We start from the raw sequence: 22,282 nt of genomic DNA, 5'->3' as shown, positions 1-22,282 counted from the left end.
TGATATATAATTTATAATTATGTACCGTAATAATGTATTAATTTTTGATACAGCGATGAGTGGACATCATTCAGAATATTTAAAGTATCTCCTTGATTTTTTATCTTCGGAAAATAATCATTCTTATTTTTACTTTGTAGTTGGTACTGGATTTAAAGACAATTTTCCTGATATTTGGGAAGAAGCAGAAAATATAGTGAATTGTGAACTTATCGAGGAATGTAAATTCGATTATGACTATCTTAATAATCCGTCGTTGTTAAAAAGATCTATAGATAGTTTTAGAATCATGGATTATTATGCGAATAAATTTAAAGTAGATCATGTCTGTTTAATGGTATTTAATATTTTTCAATTACCATTATTATTACGTAGACCGAAGTATAAATTATCAGGTATTCTATTTATGCCGTTTTTTCGAGCCTCAAGGAGAACACTTTTCAATAAAATTAAGTATTTTAGGAAATTTATTTTCTTAAGATTGGTTCTTCTAAATTCATCAATAAGAAATATCTTTATTTTAAATGATAAAAAAGCCGTTCATTTTTATAATAAGAAATTTAATACTTCAAAATTTATTTTCTTACCTGATCCTGTTCCAGATCTCTGTTCAATAGAAGGTTTAAATTTAAAGCAATATTACAATATAGATGAGCACAGAAAAATATTTCTCCATATCGGTTCCTTAGGTTTTAGAAAGGGCACCTTTGATTTATTAGAATCGATTTCACTATTACCGGAAAATATTGTCGCTTCTACATCATTTTTATTAATTGGTAAACCAGTCAATAGTGAAGCTAATAACAGAATTATAACCTTGATCGAAAAACTGAATAAGGATTGTACAAGTTCGATAATCTTTGACAATAGATTCGTTTCAAAGGAATTTATGAAGACAGCGATTAATCAATGTTTTATATTGATTCTTCCTTATAAACGAAGTGAAGGATCTAGTGGTTTTCTTGGGCACGCTGCGTCCTCGCATAAATTTGTTTTAGTTACGGGTCATGGCTTATTAAGAGAAATTGTAGAAGAAAATAATTTAGGATATTTTATTGAGCAGGACAATCCTGAAGGCATTGCTGAGTCAATAAAAAATGTTTTTTTTAATGGATCATTTCAAAACGTTGATTGTCAGGTATTTGATAATTTTGTTAAACATAGAAGTCCAAATTTTTTCGCAAAAATAATTATTGAATCCATCGTTGGTAGTTATGTATGAAATTTTGATACGTTTCATGAACGGGAAACCAAATTTATATTCTTTTGTCTTTTTTTCCTTTGGTTTTTTTACTTTTTCTCCGGTCTCTTCTTTTATTACTATCGAATTGTTAAGACTTCCTTTTGCAGTTCCCGAATTTTTTTTTCTTGCTTTTTTTCCTTTAATAAAAAATAAGGTTGATTTTAGGCTTACACGGGGATATACTATGCAGTTCTCGATGTTATTTCTTTTTTTAATTCTATTTATTTCTTTTATTTATCAAAAATATGATTTAATATCTATACTTTCCACATTCAGAGGTTATTTCTATTTGGTTTTAGCAATTTCTGTTTTCAATAGGTATAATGAAACATCCCTTGAGGATGTTTTTTATATTTGCTTTGGTTCAACCTTTGGTTGGTTGATATTAAGTTTATTGCAATTCAATTCTCTAGTTGTAGGAAATCAGACAGATGGTTCTTTGGCAGTATACGGCAATATGGTTGCGTTGTCACTTTTAGTAATTATACCTGTTTTTATTAATCTTAGAAGAATTCAGGTTTTTTCATTAATTGTTTGTACTTTTCTTTCTTTTTTTTCCGGGGTTAGAAGACAAATTTTTGTTTTTATTATTTCTTTGACATTGTCTTTTTTCTCCTCGTTTAAAATAGATTTCTTTCAGGCTATAAAACGATTTATTATTCCAGTTCTGTTCATTTTTCTCATAATTATTAATTATTCTTCTATTTCTTCATATTTCTTTTCAATTTCTCCGGATCTCCATCTTAGAGTTTTTTTGAAATCCGAGTCACTTCTTCAAGGTGAGTTTTCAAATGCTGACAATATTCGATCAAATAATTTTAACATTTACTTTAACTCCATAGATGATTTAATTTTCCCTAGAGGCTTTGTCAGTAAGAGAACTTCTATTGATAGTTCCCTTGGAATTTTTATAGATTTTCCATTGTTGGAGTTAACCTATACCTTTGGATTATTTTTAGTTATTATATTTTTTATATTTTATTTATATAATTTGATTAAAAGATTTATATTCTTTTTTTTTCTAAATCATATAGAAAGCGGTATTTGGTTTAGTAGTGGTTTAATTCTTCTATTTCTACTTTTTTTAGATGGGACGTTTTTGCGAGATGCATATATTACTCCTTTTACTGGATTTGTTGTTGCCAATGTAATAAAAAGAAAAGGTATTTTTTGAAGTATTAAATTTGTTCAAATTTTTTTCTTATTATATGTTATTGAACAATTCGTTTATTAAATGGCAAAAATAAGGGTATAATACCATTTAGCGGTGATTTTATGGAAAGGAATTATAAGAGCCTTTCTATATTTGGTTTTAAAGACCAGTTGCCCTATTATAGATCATGTTATGAGTATTTGGCAGATATGAAGAGTAGAGATGGCTATATTTGTAAGAAATGCCGCCATTCACATCATTACAAGGCGTTTAATGAAATTGACAAATAGTGTACCAAATGTCGCAGTCTAGAATCACCGACGGCTGGCACTCTTTTTCACAACAGTTAACTCTCTCTTCTTAAGGTCTTCTATATTGTTTATTCTGTATCTACTGCCAAAAATGGCGTTAGTAGCGGGGAATTAAGCCCTAGATTTGAGCTCAGGCGAAATACTTGTTGGCTTTTCAGCGGAAAGTGATGAAGTTAATTGAAAATAGCCTAGACTTGCACATGGCGGGGAAAGTAGAAGTAGACGGAACCCGTGTAGCCGGGCAGGTTGGCTAAGCTCTTGGAGGAAGCGAGGGGAATAAGAAAATCCTGGTGGTGTCCATAGAAAGTGGCTAGGTATTGTTTCCCGTTGGTACGAAAGGATTATTGAAACCGACTCAAAGATCAATCTAGGAGGTTTTTTGACAGATTATATAGATAGAGATACACAGGTAAAGACAGATTGCTGGAATGGTATGGAGGCCCATTTTCCAAAACTTGTTCGTTAAAAATCAGGAGAGATATTTTAAGCATATGCGTCGGGTAATTTTGATGTTCAAAGCTTGGTAGAGAGGAACTCATTATTCGGTGACGGATCATCAAGACTACATTCACAATTATACCTACCAGTATAATCGCCATAAAATGAAATATGGGATTTTTGAGAAACTACTGCAAAGGATGGTGGCAAACCCAACTTATTCGTACAAAACGTTTATTTGATAAATTCCTTATTCAATTTATTTAACCTCTAAAAAATTTGTTTATTAAATGAACGTTCTTATTTTAATTAAAACCTCATCAATTTTATTTGACGAACGACTAAAAAAAGAGATTAATTCGTTGCTTCAAATGGATGTAAATAGTATTACAGCTTATGTATTAGAGGATGTTAAATCTAATGTGTTTATCGATAAAGTTGTTTTTAAAAATTTATATAATTTTAGTAAACTTTCAAATAATTTATTTTTTCGATTTTTTTCTATTTTTTATCTGCTAGTTTACAAATTATTTTTCATTCGTGATTCCAGATATTCCTTAGTTTGGGTTCATGACCCAATAATGATGTTTGTTATTCCTTTCCTTAGTAATTCTAAAGTAATCTGGGATTTGCACGAACTTCCACCTCAAATCGTGTTTAAAAATAAGGTATTAAAAAGGATTTTTAATTATGCATTAAAAAAGTCATCTAAAGTTATTGTTGCAAACCAATCAAGAGGTGAACTCATGAAAACAGAATTTTCGATACATGATTATCTTGTTCTCGAGAATTACCCTTCCAATTCGAACCATAAATCACTTTTGTCTTATAGAGATGATAGTTTTGAAAATTGGTCTCATGTTGATTTTTTTGCTTATTGCCAAAGTGCTACGCATCCTTCCAGAAGTTTTGGTAGTCTTGCTCAAGCATGTGTTGATGCCAAAATGCCTCTATTGGTTGTAGGTGAAAAGAATGAGGTTTTTAAAAACGTTAGGAGTTCTGTAATTGGTTTTGATGAATATATATTGGTTTTAGGTAAAAAACCAAGTTCTGTCTTACCTTATTACTTAAGTAAATCGAAATTTTCATTTGTATTTTATACTAATAGAAATTTGAATAACTTTTATTGTGCGCCAAATAGGTTATACCATAGTCTAAACTATGGTCTTCCTGTAATCGTTGGGAAAAACCCTACTATGGCTACGGTTGTCGAAAGGCATGAGTGCGGTATCGTAGTCGATTCTTTTGGCGAAAACTCGAGGGATATAGAGGTCGCGATACGGCGCTTAAAGGAGGACTATAAATTTTATAAAAAACATGCAATGGAACTTAAAGATAGATTTGTTTGGGAGTCTCAAATTGATGTTATTCGCAAAATCCTAATGGCTTGAAGAGAATACTTTATCTTACTTTTTATTTTAAACCAGACTTATGTGCTGGTTCTTTTCGGAATACCCCTTTACTGGAATGCCTGGCTCGGACGAATCCTGATGTGAGGATAGATGTGATGACGACGCTTCCCAACCGCTATGGTTCCTTTTCTCAGGAAGCTCCTGAAGACGAGACTTTGGGGAATGTTTTCATTCATCGGATAGCCATCCCCAAACATAAAAGTGGTATCAAAGATCAGATCCTGAGTTTTAAAACCTATTACGAGCAGGTCCGGAAACAAGTGAAAGGAATTAAGTACGATCTGGTCTTTTCTTCCAGCAGCCGTTTGTTTACGGCCTACCTGGGCTATCGCGTTGCCAGCAGCTTAAAGGTGCCCTTGTACCTGGATGTCCGCGATATCTTTGTCGATACCATGGCCGAAGTATTACACAATCCACTGGTCAGGAAGGCTACTTTGCCGGTTTTGAAGGTGCTGGAAAAACAGACTTTTACCTATGCCAGCCATATCAATCTGATCAGTCCGGGATTTGCTCCTTATTTCGCCCCCTATTCGCAGGCTACAATCAGTTACTACACCAATGGAATTGACCCTGAGTTCGTTCGTATCTACGAGCAAACGGCTTCCCCTTCTCGTTCCGACCCCGCTAAAAAAACCATTCTTTATGCGGGTAATATGGGGCAGGGGCAGGGCCTGGAAAAAATCATTCCGCAGGCGGCTACATCCCTGGGAGATGAATTTCATTTCAAACTGATCGGAGACGGCGGTACCCGTCCTTTGCTGGAACAAAAGATCCGCGAACTAAAGCTTACAAACGTAACCTTGCATCCTCCGGTTAGCCGTGTAGAACTGTTAGCAGCATACCAGGAAGCTGATTATTTACTGATGCATCTTAATGACTACAACGCCTTTAAAAAAGTACTGCCTTCAAAGGTTTTCGAACTGGCCATGTTTAAAAAACCAGTGCTTGCCGGGGTAGGGGGCTATTCCCGGAAATTCCTCCGGGAAAACCTTCCCGATACCTTATTGTTTGATCCCGGTGATCACCAGGGATTGGTGAATCGACTACAAGAACACGATTTAGGGGCCTTTGTTCCCGCAGACCGATCTGTATTTATAGAAAAGTTTCTTCGGGAAAAAGTCAATCAACGCATGGCAGATTCTATTTTAAGCTATTTGCCTTCCAGCTAACCAATGTATCCATCATCCATTCACCACGTATTGGAAAGTTAAGGGTTAATGGGTTCGGTAGGTAGTTTGAGGGTCCAGAGGCCAATTTTTGCAATTAGGGTTTAATGAGGTAGCATCGTGGTGGTTAAGGGTTATCTCGTTGGAATTCGACTGAATAATTGAAATGGGTATTTTGGCAGGAGGGCTGGTTTTGGGTTCAACTGTGGTGGTTAAAGTAGCTCGGAAACGGCTGAGGTATTCACAGTGGCTATTTGGCATTCAACCCTTAATTTGGATTCAACCCTGGTGGTTAAGGGTTAAGTGGCCGCTTGTCGGCTGACGTATGGATCCGTACTTTTTGCCAGGAACCGATTTTCGAAGCATCGGCTAATTTTGATCGAACGTCTACGATTGAAAGAAGCGGGCAGGCCGGCACAAAACCGGGCCGAGCGGGAGGTATGCGGGGGGAAGGATTTTTGTGCCTTGATCTCCTGCCTGCCGATAGGTAGGCCTGCCTACCGATAGGTAGGTTTGGTACTTTTGGATCTAAGCCAAAAGTACGAAAGGATTTGGCGTTTACTACCCCCATCAGCCTTTGTCCTGCCATTAACTCCAGACTTGGATGGAACCAACTAAATCTAAAAAAACCGTATATTGCAGAAAAAGACGAACTTATGTCAAAAAAAGGTTTGATTCATAAAACAATTGAAACATTGGAAAAACTGCCAGAAGACAGTATTCAAGAAATTGCTGACTTTGCGGAGTTTATGTTGAAAAAAAATGAAGAACAAATTCTTCAAAAAGGGATAGAAACAATGGTCAGCGAATCAGATAGTTTTGCTTTTCTTCAGGATGAGGAAGATTTATATAATGAAGATGATTTAAAAGAAAAATACTGATGCAGCAGGGAGATATCATTTTGATCCCTTTTCCATTCACCGATCTGACGGGCAGTAAAAAGCGCCCTGCGTTGATACTGATTGTTGGAATTTTAGACATCACTGTAAGCTTTATCTCTACGAAGCTACACTGGCAGGAACCGGCCGATATACTACTATACCCAAATTCAATAAATGGACTTAAGAAACCTTCACTCGTAAGAATAGGAAAGATGGCCACAATCGATAAATCCTTGGTAATAGGGAAATTGGGAAACCTTAATCTTAAAGAAATTAAGGTGTTGCATAAAAAGTTGATTCATATTTTTGAAATTAAAATAAATTAACCCTTAACAAATCCAAGAATAAGCCCAATAAAAGCTCAATCACCAAAGTAACAACCAAAAATAAGTCTCTTAACCCTTAACAAATTCCTAATCAAGGCCAACAATCACCCAGCGGAACAAAGTCTTGTTACTGCAATAAAAACCTAAATTCCGCTCCTTAACCCATCACAGCATGCCTTTTTAGGCTGATTTTCAGTCCGATAAGCTCAGGTACCCATCATCATCGCATCATCAGATCACCACATCATCAGATCACCACATCACCACATCATCACATCATCACATCCTCAAATCAAATCATCATATTATCGAACCATCAAACCATCAAATAATCATCACTGGCGCCTCCGGCTTTGTAGGCCAAAACCTGCAAAAGCACCTAAAAGACAGGCCCTGGAAGGCACTCAGCAGAAATCCCTCCGCCAGGGATTTGTCCTATGCCGATTTTTGGCAGCAAAGCGACCTGTCCTTTGACCACTACATCCACCTGGCCGGAAAAGCCCATGACCTGAAAAAAACATCCAGCGAACAGGACTACTGGGAGGCCAATTACGAGTTGACCCGCAAGCTGTACGATCGCTTTCTGGCGGATCCGGAAGCCAAATCCTTTATTTTTATCAGTTCCGTCAAAGCCTGCGCCGACAGGGTAGCAGGCTGGCTTACGGAAGAAACCCCCTGCACTCCGGAAACCGTTTATGGCAAGTCCAAGCGGAAAGCGGAGGAATACCTGCTGGATAATTTGCCCGAAGGCAAGCGGGTCTATATCCTGCGCCCCTGCATGATCCACGGTCCCGGCAACAAGGGCAACCTGAACCTGCTGTATGCCTTTGCCCAAAAAGGCCTTCCGTATCCCCTGGCTGCCTTTTCGAACGAACGCTCTTTCCTTTCCGTGGATAACCTCTGCTGGGTGATGCTCCGGCTAATGGAGGAGGAGATCACTTCCGGCATTTATCAGGTAGCCGATTCCGGTGTTTTTTCCACCAATGAACTCATACAAATGATGGCCGCCTCCATGGGGAAACCGGCACGACTGTTAAAAATCCCGGCGGGCCTGTTGAGAGCTGCTGCAAGGGTAGGGGACCGGCTGCGGCTCCCCCTCACCAGCGAACGCCTGCAAAAGCTCACCGAAAGCTATAAAGTCAGCAACGAAAAGCTGCTAGATGCCCTGGGCAGCGATCTTCCCCTGAGTGCTGAGGACGGATTTAAAAAAACCTTTGAGGCATTCAAGGGGTAAATGTTTACCGATTCACCACAGATAGCCACAGATTAACACAGATTTTTTTGGCAGAAAAGTTGGTTAAGGGTTAAATGGCATTTGAATGGCCGGGCTTTGGGGTCTGGCCTTTTTGCATTTGGGGCTGGTTTTGGGATTTAGGTGCGGTAGTAATGCTTGTTCCTGGCTTGCCTCCCCCTCCTGTTTTAGGAGGGGGCCCGGGGGGAGGTCACAAACGTGGCTCGGCATTGGCGGAAAGTCAGCTTCACTATTGAGCGGCTGGATAGCCAATGCAGGAAACGCGAGGCTCCAACTACCCCGGGCTGCGCCTCCCTTGTCGGCTTACCCGGGGCTTATGGTATTTCGCCCCCTTGGGGCTTGGTACCGGATACCTGATATAGTAGCCGTTAGACAGGCTGCCATACAATTTAGGTCCAATTGTGGTGGTTATGTTCGATAAGGGCTGGACTTTAAGGTCTGGCTTTTTTTGTTTTTAGACCTTGCTTTTGGTCCAACCGTTTTGGTTAAGGGTTCATTGGCTGGAAGCCTGTTGGGAATTTGAGACGGGCATTTTGGCAGGAAGACTTACTTTAGATTCAAACGTGGTGGTTAAGGGTTAAATGGCATTTGAATGGCCGGGCTTTAGGGTCTGGCCATTTTGCGTTTGGGGCGGGTGCTGGTTTCAATCTTGGATGTTAAGGGTTAAGGTGGTTCGGAAAGGGCTGAGGGAATCAAAGTTGCTATCTGGCATTGTGGTTTGTTTTATGTAGCATCGTGGATGTTAAGGGTTAATTGGCTCGAAGCCTGTTCGGAATTTGAGACGGGCATATTGGCAGGAAGACTTATTTTGGATTCTAGCCTGGTGGTTAAGGGTTAACAGGCTGGAATTCGGCTGAATAATTGAAATGGGCATTTAGGCAGTATTGGTGGTTTCGGGCTCAACCGTGGTGGTTAAGGGTTAAGGAGGCTCGGAGCCGGCTGAGGTATTCATTGTAGCTTTCTGGCAGTCAGCCCTTACTTTTGATTCAAGCCTGGTGGTTAAGGGTTATAGGTCAGTCGGTTGTGCCTGGTAGTTTTGATAGAACATATATGTATGAGTAAAGCGGGAGGGGCGGCACAAAACCGGGGTGCGCGGGAGGGTTGCGGGGGGAAGGATTTTTGTGCCTTGACTTTTTTGGTATCTTTTTGCGTCAAGGCAAAAAGTACGAAAGGAATTGGGGTTAAAACAAGGAAAACAACTTGTGTCCTGCCATGCCCTTTACCTACAGCCATGTGACTGTTTAGGGTCTGGCCTTTTTGCATTTGGGGGGGGATTTGGATTCATGCGTGGTGGTTAGGGGTAAAAATGTTTAATCGGTTAATTGTTTTTATTTTATTTTGATTTCTAATTGACGTCCGAGTCCGATTTCTATTATTTTTTTCAAAGTCGCCAATTCAACGTCTGATCTGTCATTTTCGATTCTTGAAATATATGTTCTAGATGTTCCGCTCAAAATTGCGAGTTCTTGTTGTGTCAAGCCCGCTTTCCGTCTTGCGTCACGAATTAGTCGACCAAGTTTCATCATAATTTCTGATTTCTCAGGAAGACTATATTTTAATAAAATGTCGGCACCAATTTCAAATGGAACTCTTTCTTTCTGCCCGTTTCTCATTGTTAGGTACTGTTCAACATTGTCGAATGAAAGTGTATGGTTTTTTAGTTCACCTTTTTTCAATTCGTTATCGTCGAACAGGATATAAGCGGGTGAATTTTCATCAACTCCGATGCTTTTCAAAACCTTTCTAAAGTCAATTATTCTTGATTCTCCATTGTTGAAAGTGACATTTATCGAATGGTTTTCGATTTTGTTGATTTTTAGAATTCTTGGGATTTTTATGGTCTTTCTCATCTTAAACTCGGGTTAAGTTCATAAAACACTTCTAAAGCCCAATCGGCATTTCCTGCAAGCCAGTCCATTGCTTTCTTCATTTGTTTTGAAGGAAGATCTCCCGCATAAACTTCAAAAGTTTCAATTGTCAACAAAACTTCAAATTCATTGTATAAAACATGAATATGGGCTGGTCTGTGGTCACCATTGATTTTGATTCCACCGAATCTGTCGATTGATGGCATTCGACAAAGATAGAAAAGTATCTAATTAGGTACAATAGTCGTTTGTGTTTTTCAGTCCTTAGATTGACCCTAACCAGGCAGTAAGCGTAGAATCGGGTTCAGCCGTTTTGGTTAAGGGTTAATTGGCTGGAAGCCTTTTGGGAATTTGAGACGGGCATATTGGCAGGAAGACTTATTTTGGATTCAAACGTGGTGGTTAAGGGTTAAAGAGGTTCGGAACCGGCAGAGGTATTCATCGTGGCTATTTGGCAGTCAGCCCTTACTTTAGATTCTAACGTGGTGGTTAAGGGTTAACACGCTGGAATTCGGCTGGAGAATTGAATTGGGCATTTAGGCAGGATAGCTTGTTTTGGGCTTAACACTGGTGGTTAAGGGTTAATAGGCTCGGAGCTGGCTGAGGTGTAGGGATCGGGTTTGTGACAAGTTCTCTTGTCTTAGGTTCAGCTGCGGTAGTTAAGGGTTAATTGGCACGGTAGGTTTTGGCAGATTCAAACATTCTTTTTGGCAATAAGGCTTGATTTTTAACCGAACACTGGTTGTTAAACGTTAAAGTATTAGCCATTTCTCCAAAAATCTAAAAGTTTTATGGCTAACCCTTATCAAATTTGCGCAATTGTCACCATGCAAATAAATGAGTATTTGTTCTGATTATTTCCGAACTATCTGTTATCTTTCCCGTAAAATGGTTAAAACAGCAGTTACTTGAGAATTATTAATAAACCCATTTTGGGTAAACTGATTCGGAAAAATCGGGGGAACTCGAAACTGGTTAAAGCAGTTCAGCAATTGATTTCGGAGATTGAGAATAGCAATTGGGAAACGCCACTTGATTTGACCGCTAAAAGACCTGATGCCGATTGTGTTTATGGCGGAGAATTTTATTTCTTCAACATCAATATTCATCGCACTTTAATAATGATTGAATTTGAAGAAAACGGTGAAGCTACCATTGTTTGGGCTGGTAGTCATGATGATTATGAACTGACTTTTAAAAACAATCGGAATGTTATTAAAAAATGGTTGAGAGATAATAACTGGATTTAAAAATTGGTAATCATGAAATCGAGCATGACGCAAGCGGGACACGGAGGGATAATTATAAAGCATGCGAGATTCTCCCGATTTAAGATCGGGACAGGCTATGTGACCTATTAAAAACAAATTATAAACACATGAAAGACATTTTTGACATAAACGAAATTGAGAAAATAGAAAGATTAGAGAATGAGTATGATTTGGAAAAGGCATCATTATATGAACGTAAATTGCGTTTAATGATTGATGAAAATCCGGATTTAAAACCTTTAAGAAAAAAACTTCGTGATTTGATTAAAGATTACGAAGACAAGGAATGGTCTGATTTTGAAAAAATAACCGAATCACAGGTAGAAGAATCTGATAAAGCAGAGCAGATGGTGAAAGTTGAGGAAAATTTCATCCATAACCGAAAGTATGTGATCCGCAAAAAACTTAAAGCCTTTGACATGACTCAGCAAGATTTGGGATTAATTTTAGGTCATCCAAAATCGTATATGAGCGAATTGATGAATGGTGTATCTCAATTTTCATTAAAAGATCTGGTTATTATTCATCGGGTTTTAGGTATTAAGCTACCTATTTTGATTCCTACTTTTTTACAATTTGAGACTAGAGAAAAAGTCAAAGAGTCGATTAAGAAATTAAATAAACCAAAACTCGGAATGATAAAGACGGAATTGGTATAAGATCAACAGCCATATGTCATCCGATATCCTTTTAATCAAAGATGGCAGTATCGGTCCAGATTACTTTACAGCCGTGGTGTTTAAGGGTTAATATGGTCATGTTGACCGGCTTGCCTCCCCCTCCTGTTTTAGGAGGGGGCCCGGGGGGAGGTCACAAACGTGGCTCGGCATTGGCGGAAAGTCAGCTTCACTATTGAGCGGCTGGATAGCCAATGCAGGAAACGCGAGGCTCCAACTACCCCGGGCTGCGCCTCCCTTGTCGGCTTACCCGGGGCTTATGGTATTTCGCCCCCTTGGGGCTTGGTACCGGATACCTGATATAGTAGCCGTTGGACAAGCTGCCATACAATTTAGGTCCAATTGTGGTGGTTATGTTCGATAAGGGCTGGACTTTAAGGTCTGGCTTTTTTTGTTTTTAGACCTTGCTTTTGGTCCAACCGTTTTGGTTAAGGGTTAATTGGCTCGAAGCCTTTTGGGAATTTGAGACGGGCATTTTGGCAGGAAGACTTACTTTAGATTTAACCGTGGTGGGTAAGGGTTAAAAGGCTGGAATTCGGTTGGAGAATTGAAAAGGGAGTGATCGCTCAATCGACGGTTAATGATAAATGAATAGCCAAATTACTTCAAGCCCTGCAAGGGCGGAATACCCCAGCGATGGGTGCAGAAGGAGCAGGCATTTCCTTCCACAATCTGCAGCATCTGCGTCAACCAGAAATGGAACCTGCCCGGGCATATCACCACATCGTCAAATCATCACATCATTCAAAAAATCAAAAGCATAGTTCATTTAAATCTTTTGTTCTACTAATTCGTTACTTTAGTGGAGAAATAATTTAAACAGGCAATCTGGCAAAAATATAAATCAAAAGACGGAAACATTGATTTTAAATAGTACTTCCGAGGATGATCTGAAGCTTCTTTTGGATATTGCAAAAAAGCTGGGAATGGATTTGAGGGTTGCGGATAAAAAAGCATTGATGATGGCTCAGGCTAAGTGGCTGAATAAATCCGTGCAAAAAAATAATATCTCATTAGCAGAAATAGTCGAATCTTGCAGTTCAGTAAGAAAATCCCGGTATGAGGAACGGTAAACTAAATCTAAAAAAACCGTATATTTCAGAAAAGGAGGAAGACATGACAAAAAAAGGGTTAATTCATAGAACAGTTGAAACGTTGGAAAGACTCCCCGAAGGTAGAATTCAAGAAATTGCTGACTTTGCCGATTTTGTACTCAAAAAGCATGAAGAACAAATCCTTCAAAAAGGGATCGAAACAATTGCCAGTGAATCAGATACCTTTGCTTTTTTGCAGGATGAAGAAGATTTATACAATGAGAGTGATTTAAAAGAAAAATATTGATGCAGAAAGGAGATATAATTTTAATCCCCTTTCCATTTACTGATTTGACAGGAAGCAAAAAGCGTCCTGCTTTGATTTTGATTGCTGGAAGTTTAGACGTCACTGTAGGTTTTATTTCTACCCAGCTGCATTGGCAAGAAGCGACAGATTTGCTACTACATCCCAATTCAATAAATGGACTCAAGAAGCGTTCGATCGTAAGAATTGGAAAGATGGCCACAATTGATAAGTCCTTAGTAATAGGAAAACTGGGAAGTATAAATGAAACGGAAATAAGTGAGTTACATAAGAAGTTGATTCAGTTATTTGACATTAAAACGGATTAAATTTCGGAACCGAAGCCATCTAAACCGGAGCGGAAACGTATGGTACTGGGATTCATCCGTTGACCTTTAGCTTTTGGCACAGCCAACCTCCAACCCTAAATCAAAAATCATAAATCCTCCACCATACCATCAATAAATCATTCATCATCCTTTGGCATTCACGAACCCAGGCTTACAAACCCTGTTCATCTGGGTTCGGCATTGCAAATGCCAAAAAGCACGTACCATGAGCACATGTCTTGGCTTTTTTGCATTTGGGCCGGGTGCTGGATTCAGGCGTGGTGGTTAAGGGTTAAGGTGGTTCAGAAAGGGCTGAGGGAATCAAAGTTGCTATCTGGCACCGGGGTTTGTTTTATGTAGCATCGGGGATGTTAAGGGTTAATTGGCTCGAACCCGGCCGGAGATTTGTAATGGGTATTTAGGCAGTATGGCTGGTTTCGGGCTCAACCGTGGTGGTTAAGGGTTAAAGAGGCTCGGAACTGGCTGAGGTGTTCATCCTGGCTATTTGGCAGTCAGCCCTTAATTTGGATTCAACCCTGGTTGTTAAGGGTTAAACAAATTGTACCATCGTACCATCAAATCACCACATCATCCCATCATCCCATCACCACATCACCACATCACCACATCATCACATCATCCCATCATCCCATCATCCCATCATCAGACCATCAAACCATTGACCATTTACCCAAAAAATCCCTACATTTGCGCTGGTGTTTTTTGAATCCATGTACTACCTGATCGTATTCTTCTTTTTTATGGGAGCCATGCTCCTTTATTTTAGCCTGGCAGAGCGGTATCGCATCATTGACAGGCCCAATGAACGCTCCTCCCATACCCGCAGCACCATACGCGGCGGTGGGATGGTCTTTGTCCTGGCCATCTTGCTGGCCTGGCTACAGGGGGCAGCTTCCTGGCCGCTTGCCCTGGCCATCCTCTTGGTCGGAGGAGTCAGCCTGCTGGACGATATCCGGCCCCTGCACCAGTTGCCGCGCATCGGTGCGCATTTTCTGGCCACGTCCCTGCTGCTCCTGGATCTGGGGCAGGGAGCCAGTCTGGGAGCCTGGATACCATTGCTGTTCTTTATGCTGATCGGCTGGACCAATCTGTTTAACTTTATGGACGGGATCAACGGGATTACCGTGCTCTATGCCCTGGTGGCCCTGGGGAGCTTTGCCCTGGTTCCGGAATTGTCCGCTGAAAGAAACTTGCTGGTACTGCTGGCACTGGCTTCACTGGCCTTTGCCTGGTTTAACGTACGTAAAAAAGCCCGTTGTTTTGCCGGAGATGTGGGATCCGTCAGCATGGCCATGATCCTGGGCTACCTGATGGTCAAAACCATACTCCTGAGCGGAAACCCCGCCTATTTGTTTTTCTTTACCATCTATGGACTGGATGCGGTGATCACACTCCTGAAGCGCCTTATCCGCCGGGAAAATATCTTCCAGCCCCACCGCAGTCACCTGTACCAGTACCTGGCCAATGAGGCAGGCATTCCCCACGTACAGGTATCCCTGGCCTATGCAGGTTTGCAGTTGTTGATCAATGCGATATGGATTTATGGCATTGGCATGGAAACCTTTCAATGGATACCTTCCCTGGCTTTTGTCATACTGGTGATTCCGGCTTTTTTAGGCTTCCGGTACTGGCTCATAAAAAAAATATAAAAAAAAATAAAAAAATATTCACCCGGTATTTAGTTGGCTGACAAAGCTGATTTTTTTTTAGCCATCAGGAAAATGCAACAGGCCCATAGTAAAAAGTACTTGATTTTTTTGGCGAATAAATTATCTGATTTTAGAAAGTATTTGCCATCAAAAGTTGCTTTCTCTGGATTTAATATAATTTAATTTTAATAGAAATATTTTTATCTTTAATCGGCAATACTCGAATTGAGGATAAGAATGGAAAAATTTAAAGAAAAGATTCACTTGTCTTTTCCCGAATTTCATGGAACGGAATTGGCCCATGTCATGGCCGCAATGGAGGAGGGGCAGATCGCTACACATGGCAGGTTCATTACGGGCTTTGAGCAGGGGCTGTCTGACAGGTTTGAGGCAGCTCATGTGGTGGCTATCAATTCCGGTACTTCCGCCATTCACCTTGCCCTCCACCTCTTGGGTGTTGGTCCGGGAGACGAGGTGCTGTGTCAGAGTTTTACTTTCATCGCTTCCACCAATCCCATACTTTATCAGGGGGCCCGCCCCATATTGATAGACAGTGAGCGGAAAACATGGAACATCTGTCCGGATATCCTGGAAGAAACCATAAAAAAGCGGCTCCTGCTGGGCAAGAAGCCCAAAGCCATTGTGGTGGTCAACCTATTCGGTATGCCGGCCGACTGGCTCAGGATAAGGGAAATCAGCCAGAAGTACCAAATTCCCGTCATTGAAGATGCGGCGGAAGCCGTAGGGTCCCGCATCGACCGGCAGTATGCCGGAACCTTCGGTGATCTCGGTATTTTTTCTTTTAACGGCAACAAGATCATTACCACCGGTAGTGGGGGAGCGCTGCTCACTGACAGTCGTTTTCTGGCCAAAAAAGCCAGGTACCTCTCCACACAGGCCAAACTGGATTATCCCCATTACGAGCATTCCGAATTGGGATTTAATTATAAAATGAACAATATTTCTGCCGGTATAGGGCTGGCCCAGCTGGCGAGTCTGGAAGACCGGATCCAAAAAAGAAGGGCTATTTTCCAGAGGTACCAGCAATCCCTGGAAGAGCTTCCCGGTATAAGTTTTTTGAAAGAACCGGATGGTTATTTTTCCAACCGTTGGCTGACGACCATGCTGATAGATCCCCTGAAGACAGGTTTTTCAGCAAGAGAGTTGATGTGCGCCTTTGAAGACCAGCTGATTGAGTCCAGGTTACTGTGGAAACCCATGCACCTGCAGCCCTTATATAAAAATACGCCTTTCTTCGGAAGGGGCGTGTCCTCCGAGCTTTTTTCTCAGGGCATTTGCCTGCCGAGCAGTACGGCGCTGACGGCCGATGACATGGACCGGATACTGGAAGTGATTTTTTTACTACACAAAGAAAGCCTGAGGCTGTCTGATAAAATGTCATGAGGGTGGGAAAACGAATTTTTGATTTTTTAGTGGCACTGGTATTGTTGGTGCTACTTTCGCCGTTGATGGCAGCTTTGGTGATCCTGCTTTGGTACAAGAAGGAGGGCCCGGTGTTTTTCATGCAAACCCGCACGGGGAGAGCCGGCAGGCCATTCACCTTGCTGAAATTCCGGACCATGTCCGGACCCAGGGATGAAAGGGGCAATCTACTCAGGGATGAACAGCGGCTGACCCCGTTTGGCTCCTGGTTAAGGCAAAGTTCCCTGGATGAGCTGCCACAGTTATTTTGCGTACTTACCGGAGAAATGAGTCTGGTAGGTCCAAGGCCCTTGCTGCCCGAATACCTGCCTTTGTATTCCGAAGAACAAAACCGCAGACATGAGGTTTTACCGGGCATTACCGGTCTGGCCCAGGTCAAAGGGCGGAATAGGCTGAGTTGGGAGGAAAAATTCCGCTATGATACCTGGTACGTTAGGCATGGCTCTTTTCTGCTGGACCTGAAAATCCTGTTCTGGACCTTCAGGCCCCTGATCAGCAAGGAGCATGTCTATCCGAAAGGCAGGCTGTCGGTGGTGCCATTCAACGGAAACCGACAAAGTGCCTAAATCATTAATTGCTAAATGAATGTATATTTTCGGTGCATCCGGTCATGCAAAGGTGATCATTGATCTGTTGGATTCCACGGACAGGGTCCAAGGTATCTTTGACGATGATCCCGGAATTCCGCGATTGATGGAGATACCTGTTCGTGGTCCTGTTCCGGAGGATTTCATTTTTGACCAGCCTTTGTTTATAGCCGTAGGGGACAACAACCACCGAAAAAACCTCTATTTGCGCTTCAGGGAAAGGGCTACTTTTGCCAGCATCATCCATCCTTCGGCTATTTTTAGCAAGCGCGCTACCCTGGCAGCGGGGACGGTAGTAATGGAAAGCGCCATTGTAAAGGTAGATTCATGTCTGGGAAAGCAGGTCATCGTCAATACGGGGGCGGCTGTGGATCACGAATGCCGCCTATCGGATTTTGTACACATTGCTCCCGGAGCCATTTTATGCGGCGGGGTGGAGGTAGGAGAGGGCAGCCTGATCGGTGCTGGGAGCACGGTATTGCCAGGCTTGCACATTGGTGCCTGGGTAAAGGTTGGTGCCGGCTCCGTGGTCACCCGCAATATCCCCGATGGAAGTACCTGGATAGGCAATCGCCTCAAGGGAAATATATAGCATACTGCTCACCGCTCCGCGGAATTTGTAATTCCGTGGTACAGATAAGAGGGGATTTGTAATCCCCGGACGGACATGAAATCAGGATTACAAATCCTGTTCATCTGTGGTCCGACATTGCAAATGTCGGCCAGCGCGTCTTCCAGCTCCGCGGAATTTGCAATTCCGTGGTACAGATAGGGGGGGGATTTGTAATCCCCGGAGGGACACGAAATCAGGATTGCAAATTCTATCCTAACCTACTCAGATCATCAAACCATCAAACCATCAAACCATCACATCATCACACCATCACACCATCACATCCCCACATCAGCATATCATCCCATCATCAATAAATCCCAAGCCCTGAACGGGCGGAATACCGCAGCGATGGGTGCAGCCCATCGATATAAAGAGCACGACTCACCCCAGGCCTGAAAGGACGGGATATTTTCTTCGACTTTTTCTGCAAAAAAGTTTATCTTTCGGCTCAAATGCGACGAACCCTATTCTTTTTATTGATTCTCCTTTCTGTCAATTCTTACCAGATTCAGGCCCAGGTGATTGCCGGAGAGCCCATGCTGGAAGAGGTGGGCAGAAGGGCGCAACTCCTGAATCAGGGAAATAACGAGGCAAGTTTTACCATACGTCCCTTTGCTTTAACCCTTGCCGATCTGCTGGAAGGAGACAGCCTGGCGGCCGGCAGGGAAATAAAAGAAAATTGGAAATTATTGCCGCTCAGGGCATCTTTGGGGCATTCCGGTAGCAGGCCCTATGGTGCCTTTCCTTATTTGACCGTACCCGCCAGGGGCCCCCAGCTTTGGTTGAATCCTGGTGTACAATACAATAAGGACAATTGGCTGGAATTCCGCTTTCAACCGGAGCTGGTACTGGCGGCCAATTCCTCCTTTGATGGCTTCCCGGATATTTACGGGCGGGCTACCAATCTCACCTACTTTCGTTATCCCAATACCCTCAATTTTCCGGAGCGCTTCAATCAGGGCGCTTTGCTGCGCCTGGGCTGGGGGCAATCAAAGTTGGCAGCCCATTGGCGAAATTGGGAAGCAAGCCTGAGCACCCAAAGTATCTGGTGGGGGCCGGGGCAATTCCAGTCCCTTATTTTCAGTCATCATGCACCGGGATTTCCTCACCTGAGTCTGGGCAGCAGGGCTCCCCTTACTACATTTCTCGGTTCTTTCGAAACACAGCTGTTGTTTGGCAGGCTGCAGAGTACTGCCTATAAGCCTGTACAGGACGAAAGCCTCAATCAGCAATTTTACAGGCCACACCGCAAAGATGCCCGTTACCTGAATGCGCTGATCCTTACCTGGTCACCCAAATGGCTGAGTGGATTGTCCCTTGGCTTTTCCCGAACTTTTCAGATCCATAACAGTGACAGGCCATCGGGTTTTAGGGCCATGGTGCCGGTTCTCCTGCCTTTGATCAAGGAAAATTACGGTTTCACCAACGCCAATGGCAACTGGGACCAACAGGTGGCGGTTTTTGGCAGGTGGCTGCTGCCGAAGGTACAGGCGGAGCTTTATTTTGAGTATGGCCGGCGGGACCATGCCTTGAATTGGCGGGAATTCATGCTCAATCCAGAACATGCCAGGGCCTATTTAACGGGCTTCACCAAAATATGGTCCATGGAGAAAGGTCATTTCCAGATTCGGGGGGAGATGACCCGGCAGCAGGAATCCATCAACCGACTGGTACGCTATTCGGGAAATGCCGGAGCTACCTGGCACAGCCATTCCCAACTTCGGGGCTTCACCCACAGAGGCGAGCCACTGGGAGTGGGCCTGGGCCCGGGAAGCAATATACAGACACTTGAATTTGCCTATTTGCAGGGCTGGAAAAAAACAGGAATACGTTTGGAACGGGTGGGCAGAAATGAAGACTTTTTCTATGCGGCAAAAAGTGGGTCCCCGGATTTGGCTCCCTGGACCGATTTGGCCCTGGCCTTACTTTGGGAAAGAAAGGTAGGTAACATCAATGTTTCGGCTACCGGGCAGTTCATCCATTCCCACCACTACCAATGGCAGGAAGCAGATGGACTAAGTACCAATTTCAACATGCAGCTGCATATGGTTTACCATTGGTAAAGGCAAAAAGGGGTTTTTTGTCCCCCACCAGCTTTTCAGGGTATTTATTTCAATAAAAGTATTTTTCAGAGATAAGTTATGGCTTTTTTGTAAAGTGAAAAACCATTATATTTGGATGTTACAAACAACAGCTTCTAACCCTAAGTTTTTAAGGATGTTTTTTTCAAAGAAAATCAAAGTTCTGCCCAGGTGGATCATCGCATGTCTTGACAGCATCATTCTTTTTGTATCCATCTTTTTTGCTTATTTCCTGGCTACGAATTTTGATTGGCTGATGATGGCTGATCTGCAGGTATTCAGGGGAGCCTTGATTTTTCTTCTTGTGGGGCTGGTGGGCATGTACCTGACAAAAAGTTATGTGGGAATCGTACGCCATACCGGCATCATGGATGGCATGTTGATCCTGCGCACGGTAGGTTTCACCATTCTTACGGTATCTGTTTTAAACCTGCTGATGGTCCTGTTTAATGGTGGTGGCAGGGTGGTGCCGTTTGCTGTTTTGATTATAGGCGGAGTCATGTCCTTGTTTTTTTTAATTACCTACCGCCTGCTTGTAAAGGATTTTTTCAGGAAAAACAAGCTCAGGGGAATGGATTTGCCCAAGAAAAAAATATTGATCTACGGAGCAGGGGAGGCCGGTAGCATTACCTACCGTGCCGTGGTGAAGGACAGCCAATACCAGTATATGGTTTATGGCTTTCTGGATGATGACCCCCGGAAGAAGGGTAAAAATTTTGAAGGTTTGCCTGTTTTTGGCAACATGGAAGAACTACCGGATTTGGTGGAGAAGTTTGCCTTGGAGGAGTTGATCATCGCCATTATCGAGCTTCCTACCAGGCGCAAGCGGGAAATCATTGATGCCTGTATCGCATTGGATATTCATGCCATGACCATTCCTCCGGTAAACCAGTGGGTAGGGGGAAACCTCAGTCCGGGTGCCCTTAGGGATGTAAAGATTGAAGACCTGCTGGGCAGGGAATCCATCTGCCTGAAAAACAAGCGGGTTGCCGAACTCATTGCCGGAAAGCGTGTCCTGGTCACCGGAGCTGCCGGATCCATTGGCAGCGAATTGTCCAGACAGATCGCCAGGTCCTCTCCTGAGTTACTGGTGATACTTGATACTGCAGAATCTCCCTTGCATGATCAGGAGGTTTTTATCCAAAATGAATTCAAGGATTTACCACTCCACACCGTGTTGGAGGATGTGACCAACCTCGACGGGCTCCGGTATGTGTTTGACCTTTACAAGCCCCATTTTGTTTTCCATGCAGCGGCACTAAAGCATGTGCCCATGATGGAAAAATATCCCTTTAAGGCCGTACAATGCAACCTCCTGGGCACAAAAAATGTAGCGGACTGTTCGGTGGCCTATGGGGTGGAAAAAATGGTGATGGTCAGTACGGATAAAGCCGTTAACCCTACCAATGTAATGGGGGCGAGCAAAAGACTTGCTGAAATCTACGTGCAATCTCTGGACAAGTATCTAAAAGACCAGAAAAAGGTAGGTACTGCCTTTATTACTACCCGTTTTGGGAATGTATTGGGTTCCAATGGATCGGTTATTCCCCTATTCAAAAGGCAAATCAAAAATGGAGGGCCTTTGACGGTGACAGATCCCAATGTAACACGGTATTTCATGACCATACCTGAGGCCTGTGATTTGGTTTTGGAGGCAGGTGCCATGGGAAATGGCGGGGAAATATTTGTTTTTGATATGGGAGAGCCGATCAGGATCATCGATCTGGCCAGGAAAATGATTCACCTCAGTGGAAAAAAACCAGGTCAGGATATTGAGATTGAAATCACCGGACTTCGACCTGGAGAAAAGCTGTACGAAGAAGTGCTGGATTCCGGGGAACTCTCGGTAGAAACCCACCATCCCAAAATCAAAATAGCCCTGGTGCGTCCGGGAAATTACCCGGAAATAAAAAGAAAAATCCATTTGTTTGAAACCTTGTTTCATCCTGAAGAAGAGATGCAACTTGTCATGCACATGAAAAAAATGGTACCCGAGTACACCAGCCAAATGTCCCGTTTTGAGGTGCTGGACCAGCAAAAAGTGGAAAAATAATATTTTTTTCGTTCGGATCAGCGGAATTTGCCATTCCGTGGTTCAGATAAAGTAGGATTGCAAATCCTCTTCATCTGTGGCCCGACATTGTAGGGCTTCTTTCTGAATCCCTAAAAAACTGATATACAATGAATTAAATAGAGGTAATTTAATTCAAAAACCCCGAA

The 22,282-nt window shown here is 42.4% G+C and carries 19 protein-coding genes; 17 read left to right on the top strand and 2 right to left on the bottom strand.

Annotated elements, in window-relative coordinates; translation table 11 throughout:
• The first annotated feature begins 19 nt into the window (after positions 1-19).
• The 7 genes from G9Q97_RS21185 to G9Q97_RS21155 all read left to right on the top strand — a co-directional run bounded on the left by G9Q97_RS21185 (position 20) and on the right by G9Q97_RS21155 (position 8,164).
• A complete protein-coding gene (locus tag G9Q97_RS21185) occupies positions 20-1,222 on the top strand; it encodes a glycosyltransferase (RefSeq protein WP_166150624.1) in 1,203 nt (400 codons plus the stop codon).
• A 16-nt stretch (positions 1,223-1,238) separates the two neighbouring features.
• The gene (locus tag G9Q97_RS21180) at positions 1,239-2,417 is read left to right on the top strand and encodes a hypothetical protein (protein ID WP_166150622.1); all 1,179 of its coding nucleotides are present in this window, start codon (positions 1,239-1,241) and stop codon (positions 2,415-2,417) included.
• A 1,018-nt stretch (positions 2,418-3,435) separates the two neighbouring features.
• Positions 3,436-4,536, top strand: a complete 1,101-nt coding sequence (locus G9Q97_RS21175) for a glycosyltransferase family 4 protein (RefSeq protein ID WP_166150620.1) — start codon at positions 3,436-3,438, stop codon at positions 4,534-4,536.
• Entirely contained in the window at positions 4,533-5,726 is a 1,194-nt protein-coding gene (locus G9Q97_RS21170) for a glycosyltransferase family 4 protein (protein ID WP_166150618.1), read from the top strand. Before G9Q97_RS21175 ends, G9Q97_RS21170 begins: the two co-directional genes overlap by 4 nt.
• Positions 5,727-6,274: 548 nt before the next feature.
• Positions 6,275-6,604, top strand: coding sequence for a DUF2281 domain-containing protein (locus tag G9Q97_RS21165; protein WP_246255812.1), 330 nt, complete (start codon positions 6,275-6,277; stop codon positions 6,602-6,604).
• A complete protein-coding gene (locus tag G9Q97_RS21160; RefSeq protein WP_162419620.1) occupies positions 6,604-6,930 on the top strand; it encodes a type II toxin-antitoxin system PemK/MazF family toxin in 327 nt (108 codons plus the stop codon). The genes G9Q97_RS21165 and G9Q97_RS21160 overlap by 1 nt, the downstream gene beginning before the upstream one ends.
• A 283-nt stretch (positions 6,931-7,213) precedes the next feature.
• Positions 7,214-8,164 carry an NAD-dependent epimerase/dehydratase family protein gene (locus G9Q97_RS21155; RefSeq protein ID WP_317168794.1) on the top strand — a complete coding sequence of 317 codons (951 nt, stop codon included), beginning with the start codon at positions 7,214-7,216 and terminating at the stop codon, positions 8,162-8,164.
• 1,346 nt (positions 8,165-9,510) lie between these two features.
• Here G9Q97_RS21155 and G9Q97_RS24905 read toward each other — a convergent pair.
• Both G9Q97_RS24905 and G9Q97_RS21145 read right to left on the bottom strand, forming a co-directional pair.
• Positions 9,511-10,032, bottom strand: a complete 522-nt coding sequence (locus G9Q97_RS24905; RefSeq protein WP_222852051.1) for a helix-turn-helix domain-containing protein — start codon at positions 10,030-10,032, stop codon at positions 9,511-9,513.
• On the bottom strand, positions 10,029-10,256 hold the full coding sequence (locus G9Q97_RS21145) for a DUF4160 domain-containing protein (RefSeq protein WP_166150616.1): 228 nt from the start codon (positions 10,254-10,256) through the stop codon (positions 10,029-10,031). The genes G9Q97_RS24905 and G9Q97_RS21145 overlap by 4 nt, the downstream gene beginning before the upstream one ends.
• 702 nt (positions 10,257-10,958) lie before the next feature.
• Here G9Q97_RS21145 and G9Q97_RS21140 point away from each other — a divergent pair.
• From G9Q97_RS21140 to G9Q97_RS21095, 10 genes are all read left to right on the top strand, one after another.
• Positions 10,959-11,300 carry a type II toxin-antitoxin system HigB family toxin gene (locus G9Q97_RS21140; RefSeq protein ID WP_162344337.1) on the top strand — a complete coding sequence of 114 codons (342 nt, stop codon included), beginning with the start codon at positions 10,959-10,961 and terminating at the stop codon, positions 11,298-11,300.
• Between the two features lie 128 nt (positions 11,301-11,428).
• On the top strand, positions 11,429-11,980 hold the full coding sequence (locus tag G9Q97_RS21135) for a helix-turn-helix domain-containing protein (RefSeq protein ID WP_166150614.1): 552 nt from the start codon (positions 11,429-11,431) through the stop codon (positions 11,978-11,980).
• 1,077 nt (positions 11,981-13,057) lie between these two features.
• The gene (locus G9Q97_RS21130) at positions 13,058-13,339 is read left to right on the top strand and encodes a hypothetical protein (RefSeq protein WP_246255811.1); all 282 of its coding nucleotides are present in this window, start codon (positions 13,058-13,060) and stop codon (positions 13,337-13,339) included.
• The gene (locus G9Q97_RS21125; protein WP_166150612.1) at positions 13,339-13,665 is read left to right on the top strand and encodes a type II toxin-antitoxin system PemK/MazF family toxin; all 327 of its coding nucleotides are present in this window, start codon (positions 13,339-13,341) and stop codon (positions 13,663-13,665) included. The genes G9Q97_RS21130 and G9Q97_RS21125 overlap by 1 nt, the downstream gene beginning before the upstream one ends.
• Before the next feature lie 731 nt (positions 13,666-14,396).
• Positions 14,397-15,335, top strand: a complete 939-nt coding sequence (locus G9Q97_RS21120) for an MraY family glycosyltransferase (RefSeq protein ID WP_166150610.1) — start codon at positions 14,397-14,399, stop codon at positions 15,333-15,335.
• A gap of 237 nt (positions 15,336-15,572) precedes the next feature.
• Entirely contained in the window at positions 15,573-16,739 is a 1,167-nt protein-coding gene (locus tag G9Q97_RS21115) for a DegT/DnrJ/EryC1/StrS family aminotransferase (protein WP_166150608.1), read from the top strand.
• Positions 16,736-17,344: a sugar transferase gene (locus G9Q97_RS21110; RefSeq protein ID WP_166150606.1), complete on the top strand. Its 609-nt coding sequence runs from the start codon at positions 16,736-16,738 to the stop codon at positions 17,342-17,344. The genes G9Q97_RS21115 and G9Q97_RS21110 overlap by 4 nt, the downstream gene beginning before the upstream one ends.
• Before the next feature lie 19 nt (positions 17,345-17,363).
• A complete protein-coding gene (locus tag G9Q97_RS21105; RefSeq protein ID WP_166150604.1) occupies positions 17,364-17,957 on the top strand; it encodes an acetyltransferase in 594 nt (197 codons plus the stop codon).
• A gap of 476 nt (positions 17,958-18,433) precedes the next feature.
• On the top strand, positions 18,434-20,044 hold the full coding sequence (locus G9Q97_RS21100) for a capsule assembly Wzi family protein (protein ID WP_166150602.1): 1,611 nt from the start codon (positions 18,434-18,436) through the stop codon (positions 20,042-20,044).
• A gap of 115 nt (positions 20,045-20,159) precedes the next feature.
• Positions 20,160-22,115, top strand: a complete 1,956-nt coding sequence (locus G9Q97_RS21095; RefSeq protein ID WP_246255810.1) for a polysaccharide biosynthesis protein — start codon at positions 20,160-20,162, stop codon at positions 22,113-22,115.
• Positions 22,116-22,282 lie beyond the last annotated feature (167 nt).

Source organism: Cyclobacterium plantarum, assembly GCF_011290685.1.
Classification (GTDB): domain Bacteria; phylum Bacteroidota; class Bacteroidia; order Cytophagales; family Cyclobacteriaceae; genus Cyclobacterium; species Cyclobacterium plantarum.
This window is presented reverse-complemented; position numbering and strand designations above follow the sequence as displayed.